Below are 25,833 nucleotides of genomic sequence, written 5' to 3' on the forward strand. Positions count from 1 at the left end.
GTATAATAAATTATTCTGTTACGGCTTCTAAACTATACAGTTCGTTTTTAGATGCTTTATCTTCACTCCAACAGTCTAAATTATAGATTGTAGTTTCAGCTATATTCGTTAATGCTTCATCTGTTAAAAAAGCGTGATGTCCTGTTATTAAAACATTTGGCATTGCATTTAATGTTACAAACATATCGTCTATAGGTATTTGAGTAGATCGATCTTTAAAAAACAGATTCTTTTCATTTTCATAAACATCCATTGCTAAACCTCCAATAGTTTTATTTTGTAAGCCATTAATTATATGTTCTGTATTAATAACCATACCACGAGCTGTATTAATTATTATTACTCCAGGTTTCATTTTTTCAACACAATTTTCATCAATTAAATATTGAGAATCTGCGTTTAATGGTACATGCAACGATATAATATCTGCCTTTTCACATAGGGTTTCTAAATCAACATATTCCATGCCAAAATTGGCTACTAAAGTTTTGTTTTCTCCTCTATCAAAACCTAATAATTTACAGCCAAAACCATTCATTATTTTAGTAAAAACAGAACCTATTTTTCCTGTTCCAATTACACCAACTGTTTTTTCGTTTAAATCGAAACCAATTAAATTATTTAAATTAAAATTATGGTTTTTAACTCGTGTATTTGAAACATTAATTTTTCTATTTAGTGCTAAAAGTAATGCAACAGCATGTTCTGCAATTGCATGTGGAGAATATTCAGGAACATTAGCTACTTTAATATTTAATCTTGATGCCGCATTTATATTTGCATTATCGTAACCTGTAGATCTTAGCGTTATGTATTTTATATTAAACTCTTTAAGTTTTTCTATAACCATAAAATTTGCATCGTCTGATGAAAATATGGATATAGCGTCAAATCCTACTGCTTTAATTGCTGTTTTAGAGTTTAGAGACTCTGGAATAAATGTGAGTTTGTGCTTACCATTATTTGCTGCTGTTAAATATGGAATTTCAAATTCTTTTGCACTATATACTAATACTTTCATTTTTTTAGGTTTTAATATTATTAACTAGATAGCAGTTGTTGCTGCTTTTCTTTTTTTAAAACTGCTGTTATAATTTTAAAAAAACTGGTTTTCAACTTTTTATATTTTGAAAAATAATATCCCATAACCTCAATAATTTCGGCATGTTCTTTTTTATAAGCTTTTTCTTCTTCAATTTGATTTTTATTGTCTACTATAAGTTCTAGATCTTTTTCATGATTTTTTATTACTTCTAATAATTGTACTGCTTGTTTTTTAGAGATTTGAAGTTCATCTATTGTATTTTTTATGTTTAAAAAATTACTATCACCAATTAATTGTAGTGTATAGTTCTTTATTAAGTCTTCAAAAAAAGTATGTTCATCTTTAATAAATTTTAACTCCGACATCCATTTTTTAGAGCCTTCATGCATTTCGTCTGCGCTAAACCATTTAAGGTATTTTATTTTTTTATTTTGAGTTTCCATAATAATTAGTTTAAAAGTGTTTGTTTTAATTTTTTAAATCATGCATAACCATGATTGGTACATTTACTTGAAACGTAATATCTTTTACTAGTGGTTGAGTTAAAATACTACCAAAAAACGCATGCTTTTTATTTATAAAAGCAACCATATCGCTTGCTCTACTTTCAACAAAAATGCTTATTGCTGTTTCAATATTAGTATTTTGTAATTCATGGATTGTAAATTTTACGTCTTCAAAGCACTCTTCTAATAGCAACTTATTTTCTTCTTGGTTGTTATCTAACTTATTGCTTGTAGCAACTCGCAGTACAGCAATATTTGCATTAAATTTTTTTGCCAAGTCTGTTAAATAGACCATTTCGCGTCTTTTAAAATTGGTATCGTAATTAGTAGGAAAAACAATTTCTTTTGGCATATTTAACTTTACATTTTCTGGCACAACAATAACTGGGCAATTTCTAACTTTTTCCATTACATAAATTGCGGTACTACCATACACAACTTTTCGCTCGTTAGATTTTCCTTTACTACCCATTACAATAATGTCTATATCTTTTTTATCTACAATTGTTTTTATTGCTTCTAAAGTGTTATTGAATTGGGAGATGGTTTTAAATGTGTGTTTTGTATTTGTTTTATCTTTTAGTATTAAACCATCTATAATTTTTTGTAAACCAATTTGAGAATTCTCTTTAGCTATTTCATAAACACCACTTCCTGGTTCTAGATGTATTAAACTATCTACTAAATGTCCTGTGGCATGAAATACATTTAACAAATAAAATTCACAGGCTTCATCTTTATAAAGTTCTAATGCATATTGAATAGCTTTACTTGCATTAGCAGAAAAGTCTGTTGGTAATAATATTTTACGTTTCATAATTATTAATTTAAAGGTTTTTAAATGTAAGCGTTGTTTTAGAGGTTTAAAATGATATTAATCAGCTTATTGAGGTATTACCAAAAAGGGAATTTTAATATGAAAACCAATTTTTTTAATTATGGGTTCTCTTAGTATTTTTTCAAAATAACTATGTTTATATTTTACCATTGTAAGCATATCGATTTCATAGTCTTCTACAAAACTTGAAATCTCTAATGCAACTTTTACATAGCTTAATGCCCAATGAAAACTACTTTTACTTGTTTGTAAATGTTGTTTTAATAAAGCTTTATTATCTTTTTGTTTTTGTGATAATTTAGAGTTTTCTGCGACGTATAACACTTGAATTTTAGCACCAAATAAATTTGCTATTTTTACTATAGGTTTTAATTCTTTACTAGTATACGTTCGAGAATAATCTGTAGGAAATGCAATACTCTTAATGCTTTTATACGTGCAGTTTTCTGGGATGACTAAAACAGGACAAGTATTAATTGTATTTATAATTTTTACCGCATTACTACCCAAAACCAACTCCTTTATTCCTGTTGCACCTTTGGTACCCATAACAATTAAATCTATTGTATTTGCTTGTACAGCAAGTTCTATGGCACTAAACAAACTTTCTGAACTAAGGATTGTTTTAACTTGGTGTTTTGTGGGATTTAGCGATGCTTTTATTTTTTCTTTAAACTCTTGAAGTTGATCTTTATCTTTTTTATGAATAGTTTGTACTAGTTTTTTAGACATACTTAAAGTAGAAGTCAACTTAAGTTCTGATGCATTTAATAAATAAAATACACATACTTCATTTTTATATAATTTAAGTACATAATTAATTGCAGTCCAAGAGTTTTTAGAAAAATCTGTAGGTAATAATATATTTTTCATCTAGAAATAATTTTAGTTTTGATAAAATTACTGGGAAGCGTATTATTAAACTATGACTAAAATCAGGTGTTCTAAACCTAAAAAAGCAGGAAATTATGGTTTCCTGCTTTTTTAGGTTTTATAAATTATAAATTATATTTTAAATGTAACTATAGGCGTTTCGCTATGGTTAACAATAGATTCTCCAATTCTTTCTGAAAAGAAATGAGCTAAACCTCTTCTTCCATGTGTTGGTAATGCTATTACATCTGCCTGAAAATCATTTGCAAATGAAAACAAGCCACGCTCTAAAGTATAATCGTTATAATATACAACCTCATCTTCTTTACCGCTTAACTCGTTAATTCCAGAATTTAAGAAAAACTTAAATGCTTTTTGTTTCATTTCTTGAGTGCTAATAAATCTATCTGGTAAATTTATATACACAATTTGAAAGTTTGCATCTATAGATTTGAAAAAGTGATATGCTTCTTTAAAAGGTTTTACAAAGTCTAAATTAAAATCGCAAGCAAAAACCACTTTTTTCATTTTAAAATCTTGATCTTTATTTTTTACTACTAAAACTGGCGTTGTAGATGTACGCACAACTTTCTCTGTATTAGAGCCTACAAACACTTCTTTAACACCTGTAGCGCCATGAGATCCCATAACAATTAAACTTGCGTTAAATTGTTTTGCTATATTATCTATCTCGTTAAAGTGAATGTAATTTTGTACAGTAGTTTCAATTGTAATACCTTTTAAATACGACTTATCTAAAAAATCACTAAAACGTTTTTCTGCTAATTTTAAATAATAGATGCCTTCAAACATTTCTTGAGATTCATCTTTAGTTAATATTGCTTCAGATAAGCCTAACATGTGTAAGATTACAAGTTCACTATTATATTTTTTTGCTAATGTTGCTGCGGTTTGTAATGCGTATTCTGAGTGCTCAGAAAAATCAACTGGTACTAATATTTTTTTCATTTTAATATATTTAAAAGTTAGATAGTTTGGTCATTCTTTTTTCTAGCTGTTTTTCTAAATCTGAAATGGTTTCTTTAACAGCCATTTCAAAATTTTTCTCATTAGATGATGCGAAAATTTTTGGTCCAGATATACTTAAATCTATTTCACATATTTTGCCATTTAATGTTGCATTATTTTCTATTTTAAAATAGACTCTAGCAGTAATAATTCTATTAAACTTTTTATTAAGTTTCTCTAGTTGTTTCTCTGTGTAAGTAGATAGTGTATCGCTTGATTTTATATCTACATATTGAATTATAGTAGTCATATACATGAGTTTTGTTTACACAAAAGTAGCCCATAGATTAACTTTAAAATATGACAAATGTCATCCTGAAAAAAAATTATACAACAAAAAAACAGGAGCAATATATTTGCTCCTGTTCCATATCGATTAATAGCGATTAGATTTAAAAAAAATAATATTTTGAGATTTATGACTAAAAAAAGTATTTAAAAAGCTTCTACTTTTCTTCAGGATTTTATTTATAAGTTATTATTAAACTAACTAAAAAAAAACGCTATAAATAATATAATCCATCTCAATAATTAAATTTTTATTATTATTTACAAAACTACCCTTATACCTTGTAAATAATATTGCTAATTTAGATCACATATTTAATTAAAAATATGACATTTATCATGTTTCTATAATTATGTGTAATAATTAAAAAAACTTATTTTTTTGTATTTATTTTATATAACTTTAAGTCTTTAACAAGACACATGAGTATAGGATTAGTTTTATCTGGTGGAGGAAGTAGAGGCATTGCACATATTGGTGTTTTAAGAGCTTTAGAGGAATATAACATTAAAATATCTCACATTTCTGGTACAAGTTGTGGTGCTATAGTAGGTAGTTTATACGCCGCTGGACATTCATGGGAAGATATTTTTCATTTTTTTAAATCTGTACCCTTATTTAGTTATAAAAAATATGCTATTAATAAACCCGGTTTTATAGATACATCTAAATTTTACAAAGAATTATTACCTTATTTTTCTCACGATAACTTTAATGCCTTACAATTAAAACTTTTTATAACTGCTACAAATCTTGTTACTGCTAAAGCGGAAACTTTTAGCTCTGGAGCACTTATAAACACCATATTAGCATCATCTGCAGTTCCTGGAATTTTTTCTCCTGTTATTATAGATAACAATCCATATACAGATGGCGGCATATTAAATAATTTTCCGGTAGAACCTATACTAAATAGCTGTTCTAAAATTATTGGTGTTTATGTAAACCCTATAGAAGACATAGATGCAAAACAATTAAAGCATTCTTACCAGGTTTTAAATAGAGCTTATCAAATTGGGTTTTTAAACCAATCGGTTTCTAAGTTTGATGCTTGTGATTTTGTAATTTATCCTAAAAAATTAAATAAGTATGGTCTTTTTAATCTTAAAAACATGGAAACCATATTAAAAATAGGGTATGAAGAAGCTATAAAAATTATTGAAGAAAATAAAAGTACTTTTTTAGCTAAATAATATTACCCTATTACTTTTTGTTTTCTAGCTTCTTTTTTAACCGTTCTTGTTTTTTAAAATACCCTTTAAAAAAGAAATTGTGTTTTAAGGCTTCCATATTTTCGTTTAATTTTTGAGATGCTTCTTTTATATTTAACATTGTAGAATCTAAAATTATTGGTAATGTTTCATTTTTTGTTAAATAATTTAATGTGCTTTTTTTAGTGCTAATATCTAAAATCATAGTATCTAAAACTTGGGTAATTTTTAATATTGATTGGCTTGATGCTTCTATATTTTTAAATGTTGTAGACAATTGATTTTTAGCAACTGTATCGCTTAGTAATATACCTGCTGCACTATTTTTCACATCTATAGTAGATAAAATATTATTAATTTTTAAAACTGCTTGATTTGTACCTTGTGTAGTTTGTTTTAAATTATTTAACGTGGTTTTAATATCTCTTGTTAATAATGAATCTGTAATTAAAGCGCCTAAAGCGCCTTCACCATGTAATATTTGATTTGTAATTTTTAGCAAATCTGATGTAAGTAAAGCAGCATTTTCATTGGTAACGCTTAAGGTAGATAACATATCATCGGTTCCAATTTTAGAATATGATATTATTGTGTCTCCAGAAATAATTGGGTAATTATTTTGTTTGCCTGGCGTTATATTTACAACCATACTACCTACTAAACCATCTGAACCAATTGTAGCAATAGCATCTTTTTTTATAAATGCTCCCGTTTTTTCTTCAATCATCATTTGTACAATAATTTTAGAGTTCTTTGTCATTTCTATACTACTAACTGTGCCAATATTAATTCCAGAATAGCGTACATTATTTCCTAATTGTAAACCATTTACATTTTTAAAAACACTATAAACTTTCATGTTTCTAGTAAAAATGTGCTGTTTACTTCCTATAAAATATAAGGCAGCAACTAAAAAAATAGTTCCTACTACTACCATTATTCCTACTCTAACTTTTTGTGAAGATGATTTTTTCATGACTATAATTAATTTTTAAAAAAAGCTTTAACCTTAGGATTTGTAGAGTTTGAAAGCTCACTATATGTACCTTCTATATAGTTTGTTCCATCGATAAGCAATAGTATTCTATTAGAGATAACGCGCGCGCAGTCTACGTCGTGAGTTATTATAATTGAAGAGGTTTTATATTGTGTTTGAATGTGTCGCATTAATTGAATTATTTCTTTAGCAGTAATAGGATCTAAACCTGTAGTAGGCTCATCGTAAAGCATAATTTTAGGTTTTAAAATTAATGCCCTAGCCAATGCTACACGTCGTTGCATACCTCCAGATAATTCTACCGGCATTAAATCTATAGCTTGGCTTAATCCAACATTTTTTAAAGCTTCTGCTACTAAAGCATCTGCATTTAAATCTTTTTTAGTTTTTAAATTATGTCTTCGTAAGGGAAACTCTAGATTTTCTCTTACCGTCATAGAATCGTATAATGCACTACCTTGAAATAAAAAACCAATTTCTGTTCTTAAAACATTTAATTCTTTATTGCCTAATGTTGTAATTTCAAAATCATGAATTTTTATGCTTCCGCTATCTGCTGCCATGAGTCCTACTAGACATTTTATCATTACAGATTTTCCTGAACCAGATTTTCCCATAATGACTAAATTTTCTCCTTCTTGTAACTTTAAATTAAAATTTTTAAGTACGTGATTATCACCAAAACTTTTATTTAAGTTTTTTATTTCTAATACTGTTTTTATATTTTTTTCTTGACTCATAATTTAAACTTCAAAAAATATATCTGTTATAAATACAGCTATAAAATCTATAATAAATAGTAGCATTGATGTATAAACAACTGCAGCGTTTGATGCTTCTCCAACACCTACTGTTCCTTTTGCACAATTGTATCCTTTGTAACAACCTACCAGACCAATAGCAAACCCAAAATAGAAAGATTTTACTGTTGCAGGAATTATATCGCTAAATTGAAGAGCGTCAAATACTTTATTAAAATAGAGTAAAAAAGAAACGTCTCCTTTTAAGTATTCAATAATTGCAGAACCTAATAAAGCTACTGCATCTCCAATTATTATTAATAAAGGCAACATTAATGTTGTAGCTAAAATTCTTGTTACTACTAAGTATTTAAAAGGGTTAGTACCCGAAACCTCCATAGCATCAATTTGCTCTGTTACTTTCATAGAGCCCAATTCTGCACCAATACCAGAACCAATTCTTCCTGCACAAATTAAAGCTATAATTACAGGCCCTATTTCTCTAACAATAGATATGCTTACCATTGATGGCATCCAGGATTCTGCACCAAACTCCATTAATGTAGGTCTAGATTGTAAAGTAAAAACTAGCCCTAAAATAAAACCGGTTACGCTAACCAATAAAATAGATTTGTTTCCTATATTATAGCATTGCCTAATAAGTTCTTTCCATTCAAATGGTTTTGTAAACACTTCTTTAAAAAAACGAATTGCAAAAAAAGAGATATCGCCTATTTGATTAAAAAAGGAAAACATTTTGTCTTGTATGGTTTTTGTAGCTATCACAATTTTTCGATTGAAAAGTCAAATATATAGGTCGATTAAGCATTTAAAAATGATATAAATCATTACCACAAATAAGTTTTAATTAAAAAACAAACTTGTAATACCTATAATTAAAATGAGTATTAATACTAAAAAACGAAATTGTTCTTGAGAGATTTTATTAAGAATAAGCTTACCAAGCCATGTACCTAAAAGACTAATAACAACTAAAATAGGAATAAGATATAGTAAGTCTTTTCGCATATAACCGTTAAAATAATAAACAATCGTTCTACTAAAATCTACACCTAAATCAATTACTGCCGAAGTAGCTATAAATTTGTTTTTATCCATTTTAAATGCAGAAAGAGTAATACCTCTAATCGCTCCTCCTGTTCCTAAAACTCCTGCACTTAAACCTGAAAGTACTCCACCTGTTATTGTATTTGTAAGTGTTTCTTTTACTTTTAAGTTTTTAAAGACTAAAAAAACAAGACTCAATAGTATTAAAAAAACACCTAAAATATAGGTAAGCAATCTTGGGTTTATATATTTACTAAAAAAAGCACCGATAATAACAAAAATTACAGCAGGCAAACCCAATTGTAGTATTACTTTTTTATCTAACCCTTTTCTAAACATTGCAATTTTACTAAGGTTACTCGCTAAATGAAATAAAGCTGTAATACCTAAAACAGATTGAAAATCTAAAAAAAAGTTTGCAATAGGAACAAAAAAAACTGAAGAACCGAAACCTCCAACAGTTCCTAAAATTTCTGCAATTAAAGTAAGTATTATAAAAAGTGGTAAATATCTTGAGAGCATAATTTTTAATTATACTTCAAAAATAGATGTAGATTTTAGTTTAGAATATGATATTTATCAAGCTCATTAATAGTTTAATATTGTTGTTTAAAATTATAAATCACTTTTTAGCTTTAATATTAAATACTAAACCAATTAATATTAAACTTATACCTAAAATGCTCCATAAGGTATAGGTTTCATTAATCCATACCACCCCAATTATCATTGTAAATATAACTTCTAAATACTTTAATGGAGCTACTTGATTGGTTTCGCCAACTTGCATTGCTTTAGTCATATATAATTGGGCAAAATAACCAAAAACACCCAAACTTAATAAAATTATCCATTGCATACCGCTTGGTGCAATCCAGCCATTAATTGATAGTATCGCACCAATAATTGCAGAGATAATCATGAAATAATTTACTATTACAACAGGATGATCTTTGGCTCCAATTTTTCTAATTGTAATGTACACTAATCCAGCAAAAATGGCAGATAACAAGGCATAAATAATACCTTCTGTATTTAAATTATTTTCAAAACCTTTTAAAACTAAAACACCAATAAATGCGAGTAAAAAAAATAACCATTGTATATTTTTTATTGTTTCTTTTAAAAAGAATACTGCAAAAATAGCTGCAAAAATTGGAGCTATATATCTTATTGAAACAGCTGTTCCTGTAGGAATAAATTTTAAAGAGAAAAAAAACAGTGTCATAGAAATTAAGCCAAACACACCTCTAGCTATTAATAATTTCTTTTGATTTCCAAGAATAGAGATTTTATTTTTTAATAAAAACGGTAAGGTAAAAAACAAAGAACCTAATGCTCTAAAAAAAACAATTTGATAGACACTAAAATCATGTAACGACTTTACAAAGACATTTAATATGGTGAACGCAAAAGCACTCAACACCATATATTGTATTGCTTTTTTTAGCATTAGTTGGTATTAAATTATAGCGAAGTTATGCTATATTTTTTAATAGTGAGTTAAAACAGTTTAAACAACTTTCTTGCAATTGTTCTTTAGATTGATTTTCGTTTATATCAATAACCTCTACTGGATAATTATACTCTAAAAGCTGTAGTTTATTCTTTGATAGTAATATTACACCATCCACACTACCATCACTACTAATTTTAATACATTCTTTTTCTTTTAAAGGCGACTCGAAAGATTGAAATAATACAATTTTATAACCTTTGTTAGATGCTATTTTTTCTATATTAAATAAAATCCAGCTATAAAAATTTGTGTTTACCTGAGGTAGGATTACTGCTAAAGCTTGTGTTCTTTTTTTTCTTAAACCTACAGCATACGTATTTGGAATGTAATTGTATTTTTTTGCAATATCATGAATACGTTTTTTAGTTTTTAAACTTATATCTAACTTATTATTTATTGCTTTGGAAACTGTAGAGACAGAATAGCCAGATAAACGAGCCAATTCTTTTAATGTAATTTTAGTTTCCAAAGTAATTATGATTTAATACTATTTATTATTGCTATTGAAGACTTAGTAAGCGCTGCTATTTGGCTTAAATCGTAATTACCCTTAGTATCTTTAACTATAAGTTTTGAACCCATTCCTACGCAAGTTGCACCAGCATTAAACCAACTCTCTAAATTTTCTTTTGTAGGAGTTACACCACCTGTAGGCATTATAGTTGTCCAAGGTTGAGGACCTTTTATTGCTTTTATAAAATTTGGTCCATATATTCCTCCTGGAAATAATTTAACTATTTCACAACCTAATTCTTCGGCTTTTGTAATTTCTGTTAGAGAACCGCAACCTGGAGACCATAATACTTTTCTTCTATTGCAAACAATTGCTATATCTTCCCTTAGTACTGGCGTTACAATAAAGTTTGCTCCTAAAGCCATATAATTTGATGCGGAAGCAGCATCTGTTACAGAGCCAACACCTAAAATCATTCCAGGTAAATTTTCTATTGCATACTTATTAAGTTTTGCAAAAATATCTTCTGCAAAATCTCCACGTGCTGTAAATTCTATTAAACGTGCTCCTGCCTTATAAAGTGTTTGCGCTATTTTTTTACAAGTTTCAAAATCATTGTCGTAAAATAAAGGGACTAAGCCTGTTTCACGCATTACTTTTACTACTTCAATTCTTGAATATTGTGCCATTCTATTTTTTTATCTTGAAACTTTTCCTGATGAATCACCACTAAGTAGTTTTTCTATTTCTTTAAGAGTAATTAAATTGTAATCTCCAGATACAGTATGTTTTAAACAACATGCCGCTACTGCAATATTTAATGCTCTTTGTTTATTATTTACATCGTCTATTAAACCGTAAATTAAACCACCCATAAATGCATCGCCACTACCAACTCTATCTACTACTGGTGTTACTTCTTTAATATCTGCATTATAAACACTTTTACCATCATATAAAATACCTCCAATACGTTGATGAGATGCACTAACAGAATATCTTAAAGTTGTGGCCACAGTTTTTAAATTAGGACATAATTTAAAAAGTTGATCGTATAATACAGGTAATGATGTTTCATTTTGATAATTAGGGTTTACTTTATCTTTACCCAACATAAAAAATGCTGTATCTATGTCTCCTAGAATTATATTACTATATTTTAATAGCTCTGGCATTACTTCATTTGGTTCTTTACCATATTGCCATAATTTAGACCTATAATTTAAATCTGAAGAAATTGTAATTCCTAGCTTATGAGCAACTTTAATTGCTTCTAAACATTCTTGTGCAGCTGTATTTGATATTGCTGGTGTTATACCACTCCAATGAAACCAAGATGCTCCTTTAAACACAGCTTCCCAATCTATAGAACCTCTTTCTATGGTTGCCATAGAACTGTTTGCTCTGTCGTAAACTATATTACTTCCTCTGGTTCCTGCTCCTGTTTCTAAAAAATAAATTCCTAATCTATCTCCTCCGTAAATAACGTTTTTAGATACTATATTAAACTTACGCATTTCCTTTAGTGCACAAGCACCAATTTCGTTTTCTGGCAGTCTTGTTACAAATTCTGCAGGAAGACCATAATTGGCTAAAGAAACCGCTACATTAAATTCTCCACCACCATAAGAAGCAGCAAACTTTTTAGCTTGAGAAAACCTGAGATGACGCTCTGTTGAGAGTCTTAGCATTATTTCACCAAATGTGACAATTTTGTTCATTTTATAAATTTAATTACTATTAAAATAGTATATAAAAGCCAAATAGTTCTATTCTTTTTAATATTCTTTTAAGTAAAAAAGAATATTAATTATAAAACTATTTGACTTTATAATGTTTAGATTTTAAATACCTAGAGCTTGACCACCTCCAATTTGTATAGTCTCTGCTGTAATAAAAGAGGCATCTTTACTTGCTAAAAAAGAAACTACTCCAGCAACATCTTCTGGCTGCCCTAACCTACCTAACATAATATTATTTGCCCATGACGCAAAAACTTCTGGTTTTGTAGCTTTAATTTGAGCATGAAATGGAGTATCAATTGTTCCTGGCGAAACGGCGTTAGATCTAATTCCATATTCTGCTAAATCTTTAGCTAAAGCTCTAGTAATTGCATGAACTCCAGCTTTTGATGTACCATAAATACCAGCTCCTGGTCCACCAGCGGTCCAACCTGCATTAGATGTATAGTTTATAATTGAAGGATGCTCGCCTTTTTTTAAATAAGGAATTGCAGCTCTTGAAGCAAAGAATACAGAGTCTAAATTTAAAGCCATAACATTTCTATAAAACTCAGTAGTCATTTCTTCAAATCTTGATCTACCACCTAAACCACCTGCATTATTTACAAGCACATCTATTCTGCCATATTTATCACCAATTTTGGTAATGTTTGTGGTAACTTGCTCTTCTTTTGTTACATCGAAACCAAGATATTCTGCTGTTATACCTTGAGCTGTTAATTCTTTTATTCTTTCAGCTCCAGCGTCGTCATCTATACCATTTAATATTACGGTATAACCATCTTGACCTAATCTTTTTGCAACTTCAAATCCAATACCTCCAGTAGCTCCTGTTACTACTGCAACTTTCCCTTTATTTTCACTCATTTTTATTTGTTTTAAATTTTTATATGTTTTTTAGGTTTAATTTTCCTTGATATATTCATTATTGTTTTGGTTTTAGAGGCTCGATTTTAGGGCATAAAATCCATACTGCTAATAATGCTATTGCTGCTAAAGCTCCACCAATTAAAAATGCGTAAGTATAATTGCCTCCCATAGTTAACATAGGTACTAAAATTGTAAGTCCAAAAGCTCCTAATTTTGCTGCTGTTCCTGAAAACCCAGATAAAGTACCAACTATTTTACCACTAAACATATCGCTTGGTAGTGTTTGTACATTACCTATTGCAGTTTGAAAACCAAATAATAGTACTGCCATAATTATTACAGCTGTAAGTGCTGTTCCTGGAGCTTTCAATAAAAAGAAACATGGAATCATAATTAAACAACCTAAGGTTATAACCATTTTACGTGTTTTATTAACACTCCATCCAGCAGATAATCTATTTTGTGCTAAAAGACCTCCAAACCAAGCGCCTAACATTGCACCTACATAAGGTACCCAAGCTGAAAAAGCAATTTCTTTTACATCTAAACCAAATACTTCATTAAGATATATTGGAATCCAAACTATAAACAACCACCAAATTGGGTCTATTGCAGCTGAAGCTAAAATAACTCCCCAACTTTCTTTACGTTTTAACAATTCGCTTGTGCTTGGAGCATAACCTTCATCGTAATTTCCATCTTCATCCAAATCTTGATTTTTTTGACCTGATAAAATGTAATTTTTTTCTTCCTCAGATAGCCAAGGATGCTTTTTTGGTGATGATTTTACAATATAAAACCAAGGTAATAGCCATAAAAACCCTATTAAACCAACGCAAATAAATATGCCTTGCCATGATAAGTAAACAGATAAAAGGCCAATTATGGGATATGCAACTATTCCTCCAACAGCTGCGCCTGAATTAAATAAACCTTGAGCAAAAGCTCTTTCTTTAGTTGGAAACCACTCTGCATTTGCTTTTGCTGCTCCTGGCCAATTTCCAGCTTCTGCTATACCTAAGATTGATCTAAATATTGAAAAGCTTATCATTCCCTTTGCAAAAGCATGAATCATAGTTGCTATAGACCAAATACCTATAGATAATGCAAAACCAATTCTAGTACCTACCCAATCGAAAATTTTTCCAAATATTGTTTGACCTGCGGCATATGATAAGATAAAAACTGCAGATATAGTACCATAAATTGCTTTGGTATCATCTGCTCCTAATTCTGGAAATAATTCTTTAGCTATATCTGGCCAAAGTGCTCCAAAGGCTTGCCTATCTATATAATTTATTACTGCTGCTAAAGCTACTAAACCTACAACCCACCATCTTAATCCTTTAGATTTCATATATATTTTATGAATTTATTTGTTATTAAACATTATAGCAATACTTGTAAAGCTCGCTAAAATGTTCTTTCATTTTTTGTTTTGCCAATTTTGGGTTTTGTTTTTTTATTGCTGCAAAAATGGCTTCGTGTTCTTTTATACCTAGTTGAGCTAAGCCTTTATCGCAAACATGATGTGTTTCAAAGTTTGTAATTATCTCTGGAGTTATCATTAGCATTAGTGTATTAATAGTACTATTACCACTTGCTTTTGCTATTGCTAAATGAAAAAGTAAATCTTCTTGAACGGCATCTTTTCCTGCATTAACTTTTTCTGTATATGCTTCTAATGCTTCTTTCATTTTAATTAAATCTTCATCTGTTCTTCTTAAAGCTGCTAATTTCACAGTTTTAAGTTCTAAAAGAATTCTAGTTTCTACTAATGATTTAAAGTCTGGTTCTTCTAATCGCAAAATATCGTCTATCATACCATTTAAAGCAATTACACCTATATTTGCTACAAAAGTCCCACTTTGCGGAATAGATTTTAAAAGTCCATAAAATTCTAATTTTTGAATGGCTTCACGAATATTGTTTCTAGACACTTCTAACTTTTCTGAAAGGACACGCTCTGCAGGTAATTTATCTCCTGGCTCTAAATTTTTCTGATTTATTAAATCTCTAATTCCTGAAATTATAAATTTTTGAGTGTCTAGTTTTTCAATGTTTGTTAATATATCTAGTTTCATTCTTTCTGCTTTTTTTTAAATAAAAATTCTACTTCAAAAATACTTTATTATTGTTAGAACAATAAGCTAAACTTTAAGGCCTCTACTAAGACCTTTAAAGTTTAACTATTAGGCGCCTAACAGACTAATTATAATGCTAATGTTTCACCTCTAATTCGTAATATCTAACCTTAGCATACGCACCTTCATCTCGTGTTTGAAAATAATTTCCTGCTTTAAAATAGTTTTCAAAAATTCCCCATTTTTTTATATGAATACTTTCATATACTTTATATTCATTATTATTTAGAATAATTACCATTTTGCCATCTGAGACTTGAACTTCTAAGGTGAATTTTTTAAATCCAACTTCTTGTTTAAAATTAAATCCTTTATCATTCGCCCAAGCTTCTTCATGAAGTAACTCTTCATTTGAGGCATTTATATTTTTAAGAACTTTAGTTTTAACTCTTATTTTTCCTTTATCCCAATATATTTTAAGCATTGGTGGTGCATTATTATCTTTGGCACCAATTAAATCTCTTTGCTCGTTTGTTAACCTGCCATGAATTTGCATTATTATTATTCTATGGTGTTTTCCGTCTTTATCTTTTGTGACATCATCTATTGCCAACTTACCTTTCAATATACCTCCTTGCTTAAAGGTCCAGTTTACATTATTTTCTCCCGAGACCATTTGTTCTCTAAGCTCTGACCTCGAATATTTTGTATTTGCAGTTGTTGCTTTACTTGGAAATGCATGAAAAACTATCGCTCCTCTAGTAGAATCGTTATACATATAAGGTTTTAGTTTTTCGTTTGTGGCATAATTAAAGATTTCTGGTGGCGAAACTTCTAAAGGTTTTTTACTATCTCCTGCAGGTGTAGTAACTTTCCAATGTGTTAAATCTATATTTGGAAGCTTAACTTTTTTCTTCTTTTTTTTTCTTTTCTTTTTTTTATTTTTTTTAATTTCTGTTTTATGTGATTCTTTTAAATTAATAGATTGGGCACTAATATTAAAGACTGAAGCAAATACTAATAATGTTAATAGGTATTTAAATTTTATAAGCATATGATTCAGTCTTTTATTAGTTTATTAGTTAGCGGTTAAAGAAAAAGTGTCTACGCGAGCTTCTTCTCCTTGATTTGTTATTAATATTGATATTGTATTATTTGCTCCTGTATTAAATGGAATATTCGCTTGTACATAATCACTTGCACTTGTTTGGTCTGTACCTTCAAAATCTTCTATTGTAGTTGCTAATGCGGCGTCTAAATCTGTGTGATCTCCGCCGGCAAGAACAGATACTGTAATAGATCCTGGGTTATTAGTTTTTAAAGTATAGTAATATGTTAAAGTGTAATCTGTATTTGGTGAAATTTCTAATTCTTGATATGCAATACGATCTCCTGCCGAAGGGAATTTAGCTGCTTGAGAACCACTATGCACTGGACTTGATGTAATTTGAATTACTCCTCCTAAATCTGAATTTCTCCAAGAATCTCTACCATCACCTGTACCATCTGGTAAACTTAAATCTTCAAAACTTGATTCTAAAATATCTGGCAGTAAAGCCATTGGCTCTTCTGGCTCGATAACTTCTATAGTTTCAGTAAATGTGCTTGTTACTCCTAAATCATCTGAAGCAGTTAAGGTTACAGTATACATTCCTTCTCCAGGATATGTATTTACTGGATCTACTTCGGTTGATTGGTTTCCGTCTCCAAAATCCCATGCGTAAGATGTTGCACTTACAGATCCATTTGCAAAACTATATACTTTCCATGATTCATCTCCACCTGTTCCTTGTGAATAAGAAAAGCTTGCTGTTGGAGGTGTTGCGTCTTCTATTGAATTTGCTTCAGCTGGTTGAAATTTTTCTAAATCTTCGCAAGCATAAAATGTAATAGCAAAAACTATTGCAACTACAGCTTTAAAGCTATTTTTAAATTTATTTTTCATTTTATTTAAATTTTTATTAGTAACCTGGGTTTTGTGATAAAGCACCGTTACTTAAGTTAATTTCTCTTTGTGGTATTGGTAATAATAAATCTGAAGCAGTAAAACTACCGCCATTAGCACTTGAGAATGCAGAAAGTACTGTTTGCGCTTCACCAAAACGAATTAAATCGAATAAACGGTGATTTTCGAAAGCTAATTCTACTCTTCTTTCATCCATTAATTCTTGTTTTGTTATTGTACCATCACTATCTCCAGATAAGCCTGCTCTTAATCTTACCTCTTCAAAAGAATCTAAAGCTGCCTGAGCTGATGTACTGTTTCCACCTGCCATGATTGCTTCTACGTGTAGTAATAAAACATCTGCATAACGTAATACAATCCAATCGTTTCCTGCTTTTGTAGGATCGCTTGATGTTGGAGCAATACCTAAAGATTCATCTCCGTCTGGAATATATTTTACAACTTGAAATTGTGTTGGTTGGTCTGTATCTACACGGTAAGAAAATGGTGTTCTATCACCTCCTAACATATCTAACGCGTCTCTTACATCTTGTGTTGTATAATTTACTCCACTTGTACGTCCAACTGCGTTTAACCATTCAGCAGAAAAGTTTTGACTATCTACTCCATCTGGAGCATAACCTATTGCAAAAATAATTTCGTTATTTAATTCGTTAAAAAACACATCTTTAAAGTTTGGCTCTAGTGAGTAACCACTCATCATTACTTCTTCGCATAAAAGTTGTGCTTGTAAGTAATTTGTACCTTGTGTTAAATATACTTTTGCTAATAGTGTTTGAGCTGCTGCTTTAGAAGCTCTCGTTTTGTAAGTATTATCTAAACCATCTACTGCTGTTTCTAAGTCGCTTACAATTAATTCGTAAATACTAGATGGGTCTACACGTGTAAAAGAGATTTCTGTCTCTGCAGAAGAAATTATTCTGTCTACTAATGGAATTGCTCCATATAACCTTACTAGGTTGAAGTATGCATATGCTCTAACAAATTTAGCTTCGGCTTCAATACTATCTCTATTTTCTGATGATGCAACGTCTAAATTTTCTAAAACTATATTTGCTCTAAAAATTACGTTATAGTAACTTCTATAATAATCTTCTACAATACCATTTGTAGCTGTTATTGAGTAGTTTTCAAACTGTGCTGCTTCACCTTCACTACTTTTAGTTCTTGTGTTATCGCTTCGCATTTCAGTTAAATAAAACTCTTGTTGTAATGCGTGGTAATCGTTAGAACTTGTAGAGTTAATTCCTTGTATACCATCATACATGTTTATTACTCCTGTTAGTAGTTCTTCTTCATTAGTATAATAAATTTCGGCATTAACTAAAGTTTCTAATTGTGGTGATAAATAATCTTCTTCACAAGAGGAAACTGAAATTCCTAATATAAACAAGAACATCATTTTTATTGTTTTCATAATATATTTCATTTTAGTTGTTGTTTATTAAAATTCTATATTTAATCCAAAAGTTACTGTTTGTTGAATAGGAGAACCTGCTCTTTGGTAACCATAAGTTGTTGGACTTGTATCGTTAATTGATTCTGGATTAAAACCTGTGTAATCGCTTGCTGTGAAATACAATAAATTAGTTCCTGAAAGGTATAATCTTGCTTTAGACATTCTTAATTTATCTGCTAATTTACTAGGAATTGAGAAGCCTAAATTCACGTTTCGAAGTGTTACATATGATGCATCTTGAATGATATCGTTTGTAAAGATTTTTTCTTTAATAAATTCCTGGTTTGGTGTTGTTTCTGGGTTAAAATCTTGAGAACTATTAAAATGGTTAAAAAGATATTGATCTCCCATATTTCTAATTTCGGCACCATGACTTCCTTGAAACATGAAGCTTAAATCAAACTGTCCTAGTTTAAAATCGTTTGTTATACTCCAAACTAAATCTGGATATGGATCTCCTAAAATTGTTTTATCATCATCATCAATTACACCATCACCATTTAAATCTTTAACGTAAACATCTTGTGCTTCGCCTCCTACTGGATGGTAAGGGTTGTTAATATACTCTAAAGGTATATCTCTATCTACTACCCAACCGTAGTATGAAGAAATTGGATTTCCTACTAAATTAATCCACTCTGCAGCACGTTTAGAATCTACATTTTGAATTTGCCCATTAGAATCTCCATAACTAATTAGCTCGTTTTTATTTTGAGACGCTAACATTGTAGTACTCCATCTAAACTTTTCTTTACTAATGTTTCTTGTTCTTAATTCTATTTCAAAACCACTATTTTGTACTTCACCTATATTTACTAATCCACTAGAAAAACCTGTTGTACTTGATACTGGATTATCTATTAATAATTGATCACTTCTCCTGTTATAATAATCGAAAGAACCTGAAATTGCATTATTAAACAATCCAAAATCTAAACCTGGATTTATTTCTATTGAGCGTTCCCATTGTAAGTCTGGATTGGCAAGGTTTAATGAATTAAATCCTTGTACTAAAGATCCATCTATAACTGCTGTTGAAGGTTCTAATAATGATAAATAAGGAAAACTGTTAATTTGGTCATCTCCTACATCAAAAAATGGATTACCAGCAGTACCATAACTCATTCTAACCTTAAGATTATTTACAACATCACTTTCGTTTAAAAAATCTTCATTACTTACTATCCAACCTGCTGAAGCTGCTGGGAAATAACCGTATTTTGAATTTTCTCCAAAAGCAGAATAACCATCTGCTCTCATACTTACAGACACTAAATATTTGTTGTCGTAAGCATAATTAACTCTTCCTAAATACGATATTAAACGTCTTGGAAACTCATAAGATTCACCAACAACGGTTGTTGGGTCTGCTGCGCTTATTGTTTGCACTAAATCTGATGTATAACCAGCTCCTTGAATACTTTCAAAAGTATTATCCCATTTTTCTGCAGAGAAACCAGCAATTGCACTTAAATCATGATTACCAAAAGATTTATCGAATGATAAAATATTATCTGTAACTATATGAATTTGATTTGCAGTTGATAAATCTAATTGTGCTGCACTTGCTCCATTTCTATTAGATTGTACTCCTTGCCAACGGTCTCTTTTTGTGTTTTGATAATCTCCAGATAAAGAGGTTTTAAAGCTAAAAGCATCAGAGATGTCATATTTAGCATAGAAACTTCCAAATAATTTAAATTTATAATCGTTTCTATCACGCTCTAAAACTTTTGCTGCTGGATTTGTATTAGAGGTATTACTAATATCTGTTCCTCCAGATTCTACTGGCATCATTGTTTCTAAATCGAAATCATCAAACATACGTTGTGTTGCATAATCTCCAATTTGCACATCTGCATAAGCTCCATTATCTCTAAGTTTATTAACAAACTGAATATTATTTTCGTCTATATATAACGGTAACCATGGTGTTTGACGTAAAATATCATGGGTTGAACCATCAAAACGTTGCCTATTAGTATAACTTGGAGAGACATTTAAACCTACAGAAAATTTATCGTTTAGTTTAGTATCTACTTTCGCTCTAATTGCATACTTTTTATAATCGTCTGTTAATAAAACACCTTCATCGTGCACATAATTTAAAGATGTACTAAACTTTGTGTTTTGACTTCCACCTCTTGCAGAAAATGAATGACTATTTATAGTACCACCATCAAAAATAACATCTTGCCAATCTCTATCGACACCTATTAGCTGTTTTACTCTTGTTCTGTCTGACAAAGTTCCAGTTGCTGCAAGTTCTGCTGCTGCAGTTTCTGCAACTGTAAAGTAGTAATCATCACTTTGTCTTGCTTCTTTAAAACCTGTAAAAGCATTATATGTAAATCTTGTTTTTCCTTCTTTACCACTTTTAGTAGTAATTAAAATAACTCCATTCGCTCCTCTTGCTCCATAAATAGCTGTTGAAGAAGCATCTTTTAAAACTTCAAAAGACGACACTTCGTTCATATCTAAAGATCCTAAAAAATCATCATCTACAACTACACCATCTACAACAATTGTTGGTGATGATTTACCTGTAATAGACCCAACACCACGAACACGAATTGTTGGAGCAGATCCTGCTTCACCTTCTGTCGCAGCAACTGTAACACCAGATACTTGACCAACTAAAGCCTCATCTACCCTTGGTACTGCAATTTGATCTAAATCTTCATTGACTACCTTTGATATCGCAGTAGTTAATTGACTCTTTTTTTGCGTACCATATCCAATTACAACAACTTCATCAAGCTTATTAGCATCTTCAACTAAGGCTATATTTATTGTAGTATTTGTAGTTACAGGTATTAATTGAGTTATATATCCTACATAAGTAAATTGAAGTACATCTCCTTCTTTAGCATCTATCTCGTAATTACCATCAAAATTTGTACTTGTACCATTGTTTGTTCCTGCAACAATAACGTTTACACCTGGCATTGGCATATTGTCTCCCGCATCAACGACTTGACCTTTTAAGGTTAAGCTTTCTTGTGCGAATGCAGAGACACAAATTAATAGCATTATAAAAAATGCCGAATTAGCTTTCAAATTCATAATTAATTTTAAAGTTTTAAGTTAGTTAATAATTGATTCTTAAAACACAATTGGTACAAGAGAACTATTAGTTTATTATCTTTGTGATATTGTGTTTTACACATACTACTTCCGGTAAAGAAGTTTTAATTAGGATAGGCTGCAACCTATCCTTTTTTTTACCAAAAAAAATTGGTAAACCAAATTGGTTATCCAAATTGGTTTACCAAATATATGTAAATATTTGTTAATTACAACGTTTTCGTTACTTTTAAATGTTAAAAAAATTAAGAATTTTATAAAAAAAAGGAAATTTTCACTAAAGTGGTAAGAATTTTACCACTATATGCAAAACACTTTTTCACCTAAACTAATTACTTCCTAATTTTATTTATCACTGAAATATGAAGGACCTTCTCCGGTTAAAAAGTCTTCTCTAACTGGACTAAACGTATCTATTAATTGGCCTTCTTCTAAACAAACTGCACTGTGTAATAAGTTAGGCTCAATATAAACTCCATCTCCAGCTTCAACTATTTTTTTCTCTCCATCAATTTCGAACTCAAATTTACCAGATACACAATAGGTTGCTTGCGTATGAAAATGTTGATGCGGTGCTCCTAAAGCACCTTTTTCAAATTTTACACTTACCATCATGATCTGATTGTCATAACCTAAAAATTTTCTAGAAACTCCACCTCCAAGTTGTTCCCATTCTAGGTCTTTTGCTACAATGTACTTTTTGCTAAATCTTTTCATTTTATTATTTGTTTTATTTTATTTGAAATAATAAGAACCTGACCACTCATAGCTCTTACCGTTAATTGTTATGTTATGTTTTGTTTTTGTTGAAGCATTTGTATTTACCGTAATAAATACCTTTACATTACCTTTTGTATTAGTAATTTCGATAGCTGTATAATCTTCCGAATCTAAAACAGTTTTGATTGATTTAATACTGCTTTTAGAGTTTACTGCAGACTCTGACACTGGACTATAACTTCCGTGTGCTTCAATTACTGAAACAAAAGTTCTGTTTTTTGAATTTTTAGCTCTCAATATTAATGCAGGATCACGACGTAAATTAAAATTTGGATCGTTGGCTCCTATTCTAGCAAATAACAATTCGTCTTTAACTGAAGTTTCTGTAGTTAACGAATAAAACTTATTATTATTAAACCATGAAAACTTAGCATTGTCTTCTGATGCTTTTCCTGAGCCTTCTAAATATAAATGCTGATATCCATTTTTAGAACCTAACGGTTTTAATACTTCAGGTGAATTATATTCAAAATTTGTTTGTAATACTTGCCCAAAATAATAAAAAGGAAAATCATATTGATTCGCTGTAGCGGAAGTGACTTTCATGATATCAAGCATGTATGGCTTTTCGAAATCTTCATCTTTTATAATAGCCATTGTGCGAAGCATTGTGGTTCCTGGATACGCATTTTTTTCAATTGCACTTACTACTTGTACCGTTTCATTTTCTGAAGAAAAATAATTTAAATCGGAATGATGTAAACTTCCTATATCATATTTACCAGTAAAATGAGACGTTTCATTCTGAGTTACTGTATTATGTGCAATAGTTTGCTTTGCCCAAGTTTTATTTTCTTTTAGGTAATTTCCACCTCCTTTTTGTTCGATATTTACAAAACGTGATAATCCATAATCTTGGATAACTTCTTCTCCATTTTCATATAACGAATATGACAATTTATCGTAATGTCCATGACTAGAACCTTGTGCTGCATATTTAAAAACCAATTCGATATCTTCATTTCTTAAAATACCAACACCACCTTGTTTTCCTTTTGGACCATCAGATAAATTGATAGATCTTTTAGTGAACGGTTTTTCTTTTCCATTTTTAATACCTAGAGCTACTGCCAAACCAGAATCGTCTAACAAGACTTTATCTTGTTCTTTAGCAATTGACAATAAACCAGGATCTTGATCTCCAAAATGATAAGATACATCTACAGCAGTTACTAGTGCATTTGTGTAATACGACATTCCTTTTTGACCATCGTTTAATGGAAAGAACTCACCATCTGCATCAGATAAATTTAATAATGCATTTATAGACTTTAAAAGTACTCCTTCTTTGTATTCAAAAATTTTAAGCTCAGGTTTTACATTGTGCAATCCTTCAGCAAAAACTAAAAATGGATACATTGCGTAGCGTTGGTAATATGGTCCTTCATTATAATAACCATCTGGCGAAAAAGGCTCTTCTATGTTTGCTAAAAAACCTGCTTTTCCGTCTTTATTTAAAAATCCGCCATCGTCATCTTTTTTATTAGCATCTAATTTTAAATCTTTAATTCCGTATAATGCTCGATTGATTAATTCTTCGTCATCCATAACCAAACCAATCATTCCAACAGCTGCATTTCCCCAAGTACTATGGTTGTGCACGCGTTGGTAAAATTGCGGACTATCTACAGAAATGTGATCTGCAAATGGTCTAAATAAATTTGTTTCTAGCTTGTTTCGTTCTTCTTCAGTTAAGTAATTATAGATACAATCGTAGGCTTGACTTACATATACTAACCAATTAGAATCGTTTAAACATTGCCAAAATAATTTTCCTCTAGCATAAGACCTAGTTTTTGGATGTAATGGTAAGGTTTTATACAACGCTTCATATTCCATTAGCATGTCTTTTACATACTTAGCATATTTTTCGTCGTCTAAAATTTGATATAATAAACCAGCTTTTTGAAGCATAAACCAGTTTTTTTTATGCACAACATGTGTGTAACCACCAGAATAATCTTTAGGAATTGGCACATCGATTCCTGCTTCAATTTCAGCATCAACTTCTTTTTTTACTGCTTCTAAAGATTTATCAAAAATTGGAATAGTTCCTAATTGTGCTCTAATATCTTTTACACCTTGAGCAGTTAAAATAAGTTTAGGATGTTGTTGATTTGTTACTGTTTTAGATGCAGTCTCATTAGTAGACGTATTTTCATTTTTACAAGAAAACAGTATTGTAATTAATACAAGCAACACTAATTTTATTGAGTTGTTTCTTATTTCTTTCATCTTTATTGTTTTGGTGCTGTTGCTTCGCCTACGGTTGCAGATTTAAACCAAACCTCAGCATAGCTTCCGTTTTCGTATTGTTTAGCAATATCACCACCATAAATTTCAGACTTTGTAGACTTATAATTTGCTTGGTTATAAGCGCCTTGTTTAAAGTAATTAATTTCGCCAGCATAGGCAGTTTCTCTTTCAACGCCTCCACCTTTTTCTCTATTTGCATATACGCGTTTCACTTGTTCTGGCACAGCTTCTCTTGTTGCAAATTCGGATTTTATCAGGCTTTTAGTAAACGTTACCGTTTCGTGACTTTCACTTTTAAAAGTTAAATACATGATACCCTTATAAACGTTTACCTCGTAACTAAATTCTTCATTTAAAGCAATACCATTTTCTGGTTCTTTAGGATAAGTGGTTGCATCTTTACCAACTACAGAAAAATCGTGTCCCCAAACTGCTGTAGAATAATCGAATCTTCCAATATTATCTCCTTCTGTATTAATTTCATAATTCCAAAATACAGAGCCTTTTGTGTGACCGGGAAATTTCTTGTAATAGATTTTTAGTGGTTCGTTTTCATGACCTTCGTCACTATGAATTTGTCCAACAACAACCGAATATGACGAAGCTGCTGTAGCATCACCTGTAGTTGATACGTGTTTTACTTTTAAAGTTCCTGTTAGTTTTCCACCTTCTTCGGGAATCCAATGTCTTTTTTCACCTAACTCTGTTCTTGTGTTGCTAGAGGTTCTTGAAGTTATACCAGAATTTGGTGTTTTATAAACTACCCAATCTGTATTATTTTCAGTTTCTACATAGAAAAAATCATCTTTTTGAAAACCTACTAAATCGTCAACATACGTTCCGTCTCCTAAAAGAATTTTCCATTTATCCATAAACGGAATGACATCGCTTGGGTATTTTATTTTAGCTTCAGATGTAACTTCTGTATCAGTTTCAGTCTTATTTGTTTCATTTTTACATGAAAACACTGTAAAAAATGTGATTATTATGATTAGGGATTTTTTCATTTTATACTTTTTT

General features: G+C 30.1%; 25 protein-coding genes. 1 reads left to right on the top strand and 24 read right to left on the bottom strand.

Translation table 11 applies throughout. The features are described from left to right. Positions 1-10: 10 nt before the first annotated feature. The 6 genes from BM549_RS11425 to raiA all read right to left on the bottom strand — a co-directional run bounded on the left by BM549_RS11425 (position 11) and on the right by raiA (position 4,541). A complete protein-coding gene (locus tag BM549_RS11425; protein WP_290470391.1) occupies positions 11-1,021 on the bottom strand; it encodes a 2-hydroxyacid dehydrogenase in 1,011 nt (336 codons plus the stop codon). Between the two features lie 20 nt (positions 1,022-1,041). Further along, positions 1,042-1,488 carry a hypothetical protein gene (locus tag BM549_RS11430; protein WP_290470392.1) on the bottom strand — a complete coding sequence of 149 codons (447 nt, stop codon included), beginning with the start codon at positions 1,486-1,488 and terminating at the stop codon, positions 1,042-1,044. 25 nt (positions 1,489-1,513) lie between these two features. Further along, positions 1,514-2,368 (bottom strand): universal stress protein, encoded by an 855-nt coding sequence (locus BM549_RS11435; protein WP_290470393.1) that lies wholly within the window; start codon positions 2,366-2,368, stop codon positions 1,514-1,516. A 66-nt stretch (positions 2,369-2,434) separates the two neighbouring features. Beyond that, positions 2,435-3,262 (bottom strand): universal stress protein, encoded by an 828-nt coding sequence (locus BM549_RS11440; protein WP_290470394.1) that lies wholly within the window; start codon positions 3,260-3,262, stop codon positions 2,435-2,437. 132 nt (positions 3,263-3,394) lie between these two features. Next, a complete protein-coding gene (locus BM549_RS11445; protein ID WP_290470395.1) occupies positions 3,395-4,231 on the bottom strand; it encodes a universal stress protein in 837 nt (278 codons plus the stop codon). Between the two features lie 10 nt (positions 4,232-4,241). Further along, entirely contained in the window at positions 4,242-4,541 is a 300-nt protein-coding gene (gene raiA / locus BM549_RS11450) for a ribosome-associated translation inhibitor RaiA (RefSeq protein ID WP_290470396.1), read from the bottom strand. Between the two features lie 461 nt (positions 4,542-5,002). On the opposite strand from raiA, the gene BM549_RS11455 reads away from it, so the two are divergent. After that, complete coding sequence (locus BM549_RS11455; RefSeq protein WP_290470397.1) at positions 5,003-5,773, top strand: patatin-like phospholipase family protein; 771 nt, start codon at positions 5,003-5,005, stop codon at positions 5,771-5,773. Positions 5,774-5,783: 10 nt separating this feature from the next. On the opposite strand, the gene BM549_RS11460 is transcribed toward BM549_RS11455, so the two are convergent. The 18 genes from BM549_RS11460 to BM549_RS11545 form a co-directional block, all read right to left on the bottom strand. Further along, a complete protein-coding gene (locus BM549_RS11460; RefSeq protein ID WP_290470398.1) occupies positions 5,784-6,767 on the bottom strand; it encodes an MlaD family protein in 984 nt (327 codons plus the stop codon). 8 nt (positions 6,768-6,775) lie between these two features. After that, a complete protein-coding gene (locus tag BM549_RS11465) occupies positions 6,776-7,528 on the bottom strand; it encodes an ABC transporter ATP-binding protein (RefSeq protein WP_290470399.1) in 753 nt (250 codons plus the stop codon). 3 nt (positions 7,529-7,531) lie between these two features. Continuing rightward, the gene (locus BM549_RS11470) at positions 7,532-8,284 is read right to left on the bottom strand and encodes an ABC transporter permease (protein WP_290470483.1); all 753 of its coding nucleotides are present in this window, start codon (positions 8,282-8,284) and stop codon (positions 7,532-7,534) included. A 108-nt stretch (positions 8,285-8,392) separates the two neighbouring features. Further along, positions 8,393-9,118 carry a sulfite exporter TauE/SafE family protein gene (locus BM549_RS11475; RefSeq protein ID WP_290470400.1) on the bottom strand — a complete coding sequence of 242 codons (726 nt, stop codon included), beginning with the start codon at positions 9,116-9,118 and terminating at the stop codon, positions 8,393-8,395. Positions 9,119-9,218: 100 nt separating this feature from the next. Continuing rightward, positions 9,219-10,049 carry a DMT family transporter gene (locus tag BM549_RS11480; RefSeq protein ID WP_290470401.1) on the bottom strand — a complete coding sequence of 277 codons (831 nt, stop codon included), beginning with the start codon at positions 10,047-10,049 and terminating at the stop codon, positions 9,219-9,221. Between the two features lie 25 nt (positions 10,050-10,074). Beyond that, entirely contained in the window at positions 10,075-10,584 is a 510-nt protein-coding gene (locus tag BM549_RS11485; RefSeq protein WP_290470402.1) for a LacI family DNA-binding transcriptional regulator, read from the bottom strand. Between the two features lie 5 nt (positions 10,585-10,589). Continuing rightward, on the bottom strand, positions 10,590-11,258 hold the full coding sequence (locus BM549_RS11490) for a bifunctional 4-hydroxy-2-oxoglutarate aldolase/2-dehydro-3-deoxy-phosphogluconate aldolase (protein ID WP_290470403.1): 669 nt from the start codon (positions 11,256-11,258) through the stop codon (positions 10,590-10,592). Between the two features lie 9 nt (positions 11,259-11,267). Then, positions 11,268-12,290, bottom strand: coding sequence for a sugar kinase (locus tag BM549_RS11495; RefSeq protein ID WP_290470404.1), 1,023 nt, complete (start codon positions 12,288-12,290; stop codon positions 11,268-11,270). Positions 12,291-12,413: 123 nt separating this feature from the next. Continuing rightward, positions 12,414-13,178 (bottom strand): SDR family NAD(P)-dependent oxidoreductase, encoded by a 765-nt coding sequence (locus tag BM549_RS11500; RefSeq protein WP_290470405.1) that lies wholly within the window; start codon positions 13,176-13,178, stop codon positions 12,414-12,416. A 58-nt stretch (positions 13,179-13,236) separates the two neighbouring features. After that, positions 13,237-14,538, bottom strand: coding sequence for an MFS transporter (locus BM549_RS11505; protein WP_290470406.1), 1,302 nt, complete (start codon positions 14,536-14,538; stop codon positions 13,237-13,239). 25 nt (positions 14,539-14,563) lie between these two features. Then, positions 14,564-15,265 (bottom strand): FadR/GntR family transcriptional regulator, encoded by a 702-nt coding sequence (locus BM549_RS11510; protein ID WP_290470407.1) that lies wholly within the window; start codon positions 15,263-15,265, stop codon positions 14,564-14,566. Positions 15,266-15,401: 136 nt separating this feature from the next. Then, positions 15,402-16,319 carry a polysaccharide lyase family 7 protein gene (locus BM549_RS11515; protein WP_290470408.1) on the bottom strand — a complete coding sequence of 306 codons (918 nt, stop codon included), beginning with the start codon at positions 16,317-16,319 and terminating at the stop codon, positions 15,402-15,404. 24 nt (positions 16,320-16,343) lie between these two features. Continuing rightward, entirely contained in the window at positions 16,344-17,210 is an 867-nt protein-coding gene (locus BM549_RS11520; RefSeq protein WP_290470409.1) for a PKD domain-containing protein, read from the bottom strand. Between the two features lie 16 nt (positions 17,211-17,226). Then, the gene (locus BM549_RS11525) at positions 17,227-18,648 is read right to left on the bottom strand and encodes a RagB/SusD family nutrient uptake outer membrane protein (protein ID WP_290470410.1); all 1,422 of its coding nucleotides are present in this window, start codon (positions 18,646-18,648) and stop codon (positions 17,227-17,229) included. A gap of 27 nt (positions 18,649-18,675) precedes the next feature. Then, positions 18,676-21,756 (bottom strand): TonB-dependent receptor, encoded by a 3,081-nt coding sequence (locus BM549_RS11530; RefSeq protein WP_290470411.1) that lies wholly within the window; start codon positions 21,754-21,756, stop codon positions 18,676-18,678. Positions 21,757-22,122: 366 nt separating this feature from the next. After that, a complete protein-coding gene (locus BM549_RS11535; RefSeq protein ID WP_290470412.1) occupies positions 22,123-22,494 on the bottom strand; it encodes a cupin domain-containing protein in 372 nt (123 codons plus the stop codon). A gap of 18 nt (positions 22,495-22,512) precedes the next feature. Then, the gene (locus BM549_RS11540) at positions 22,513-24,792 is read right to left on the bottom strand and encodes an alginate lyase family protein (protein WP_290470413.1); all 2,280 of its coding nucleotides are present in this window, start codon (positions 24,790-24,792) and stop codon (positions 22,513-22,515) included. A 2-nt stretch (positions 24,793-24,794) separates the two neighbouring features. Continuing rightward, positions 24,795-25,820, bottom strand: a complete 1,026-nt coding sequence (locus BM549_RS11545; protein ID WP_290470414.1) for a polysaccharide lyase family 7 protein — start codon at positions 25,818-25,820, stop codon at positions 24,795-24,797. Positions 25,821-25,833 lie beyond the last annotated feature (13 nt).

This window comes from Lacinutrix sp. MedPE-SW, from assembly GCF_001874145.1.
Classification (GTDB): domain Bacteria; phylum Bacteroidota; class Bacteroidia; order Flavobacteriales; family Flavobacteriaceae; genus Lacinutrix.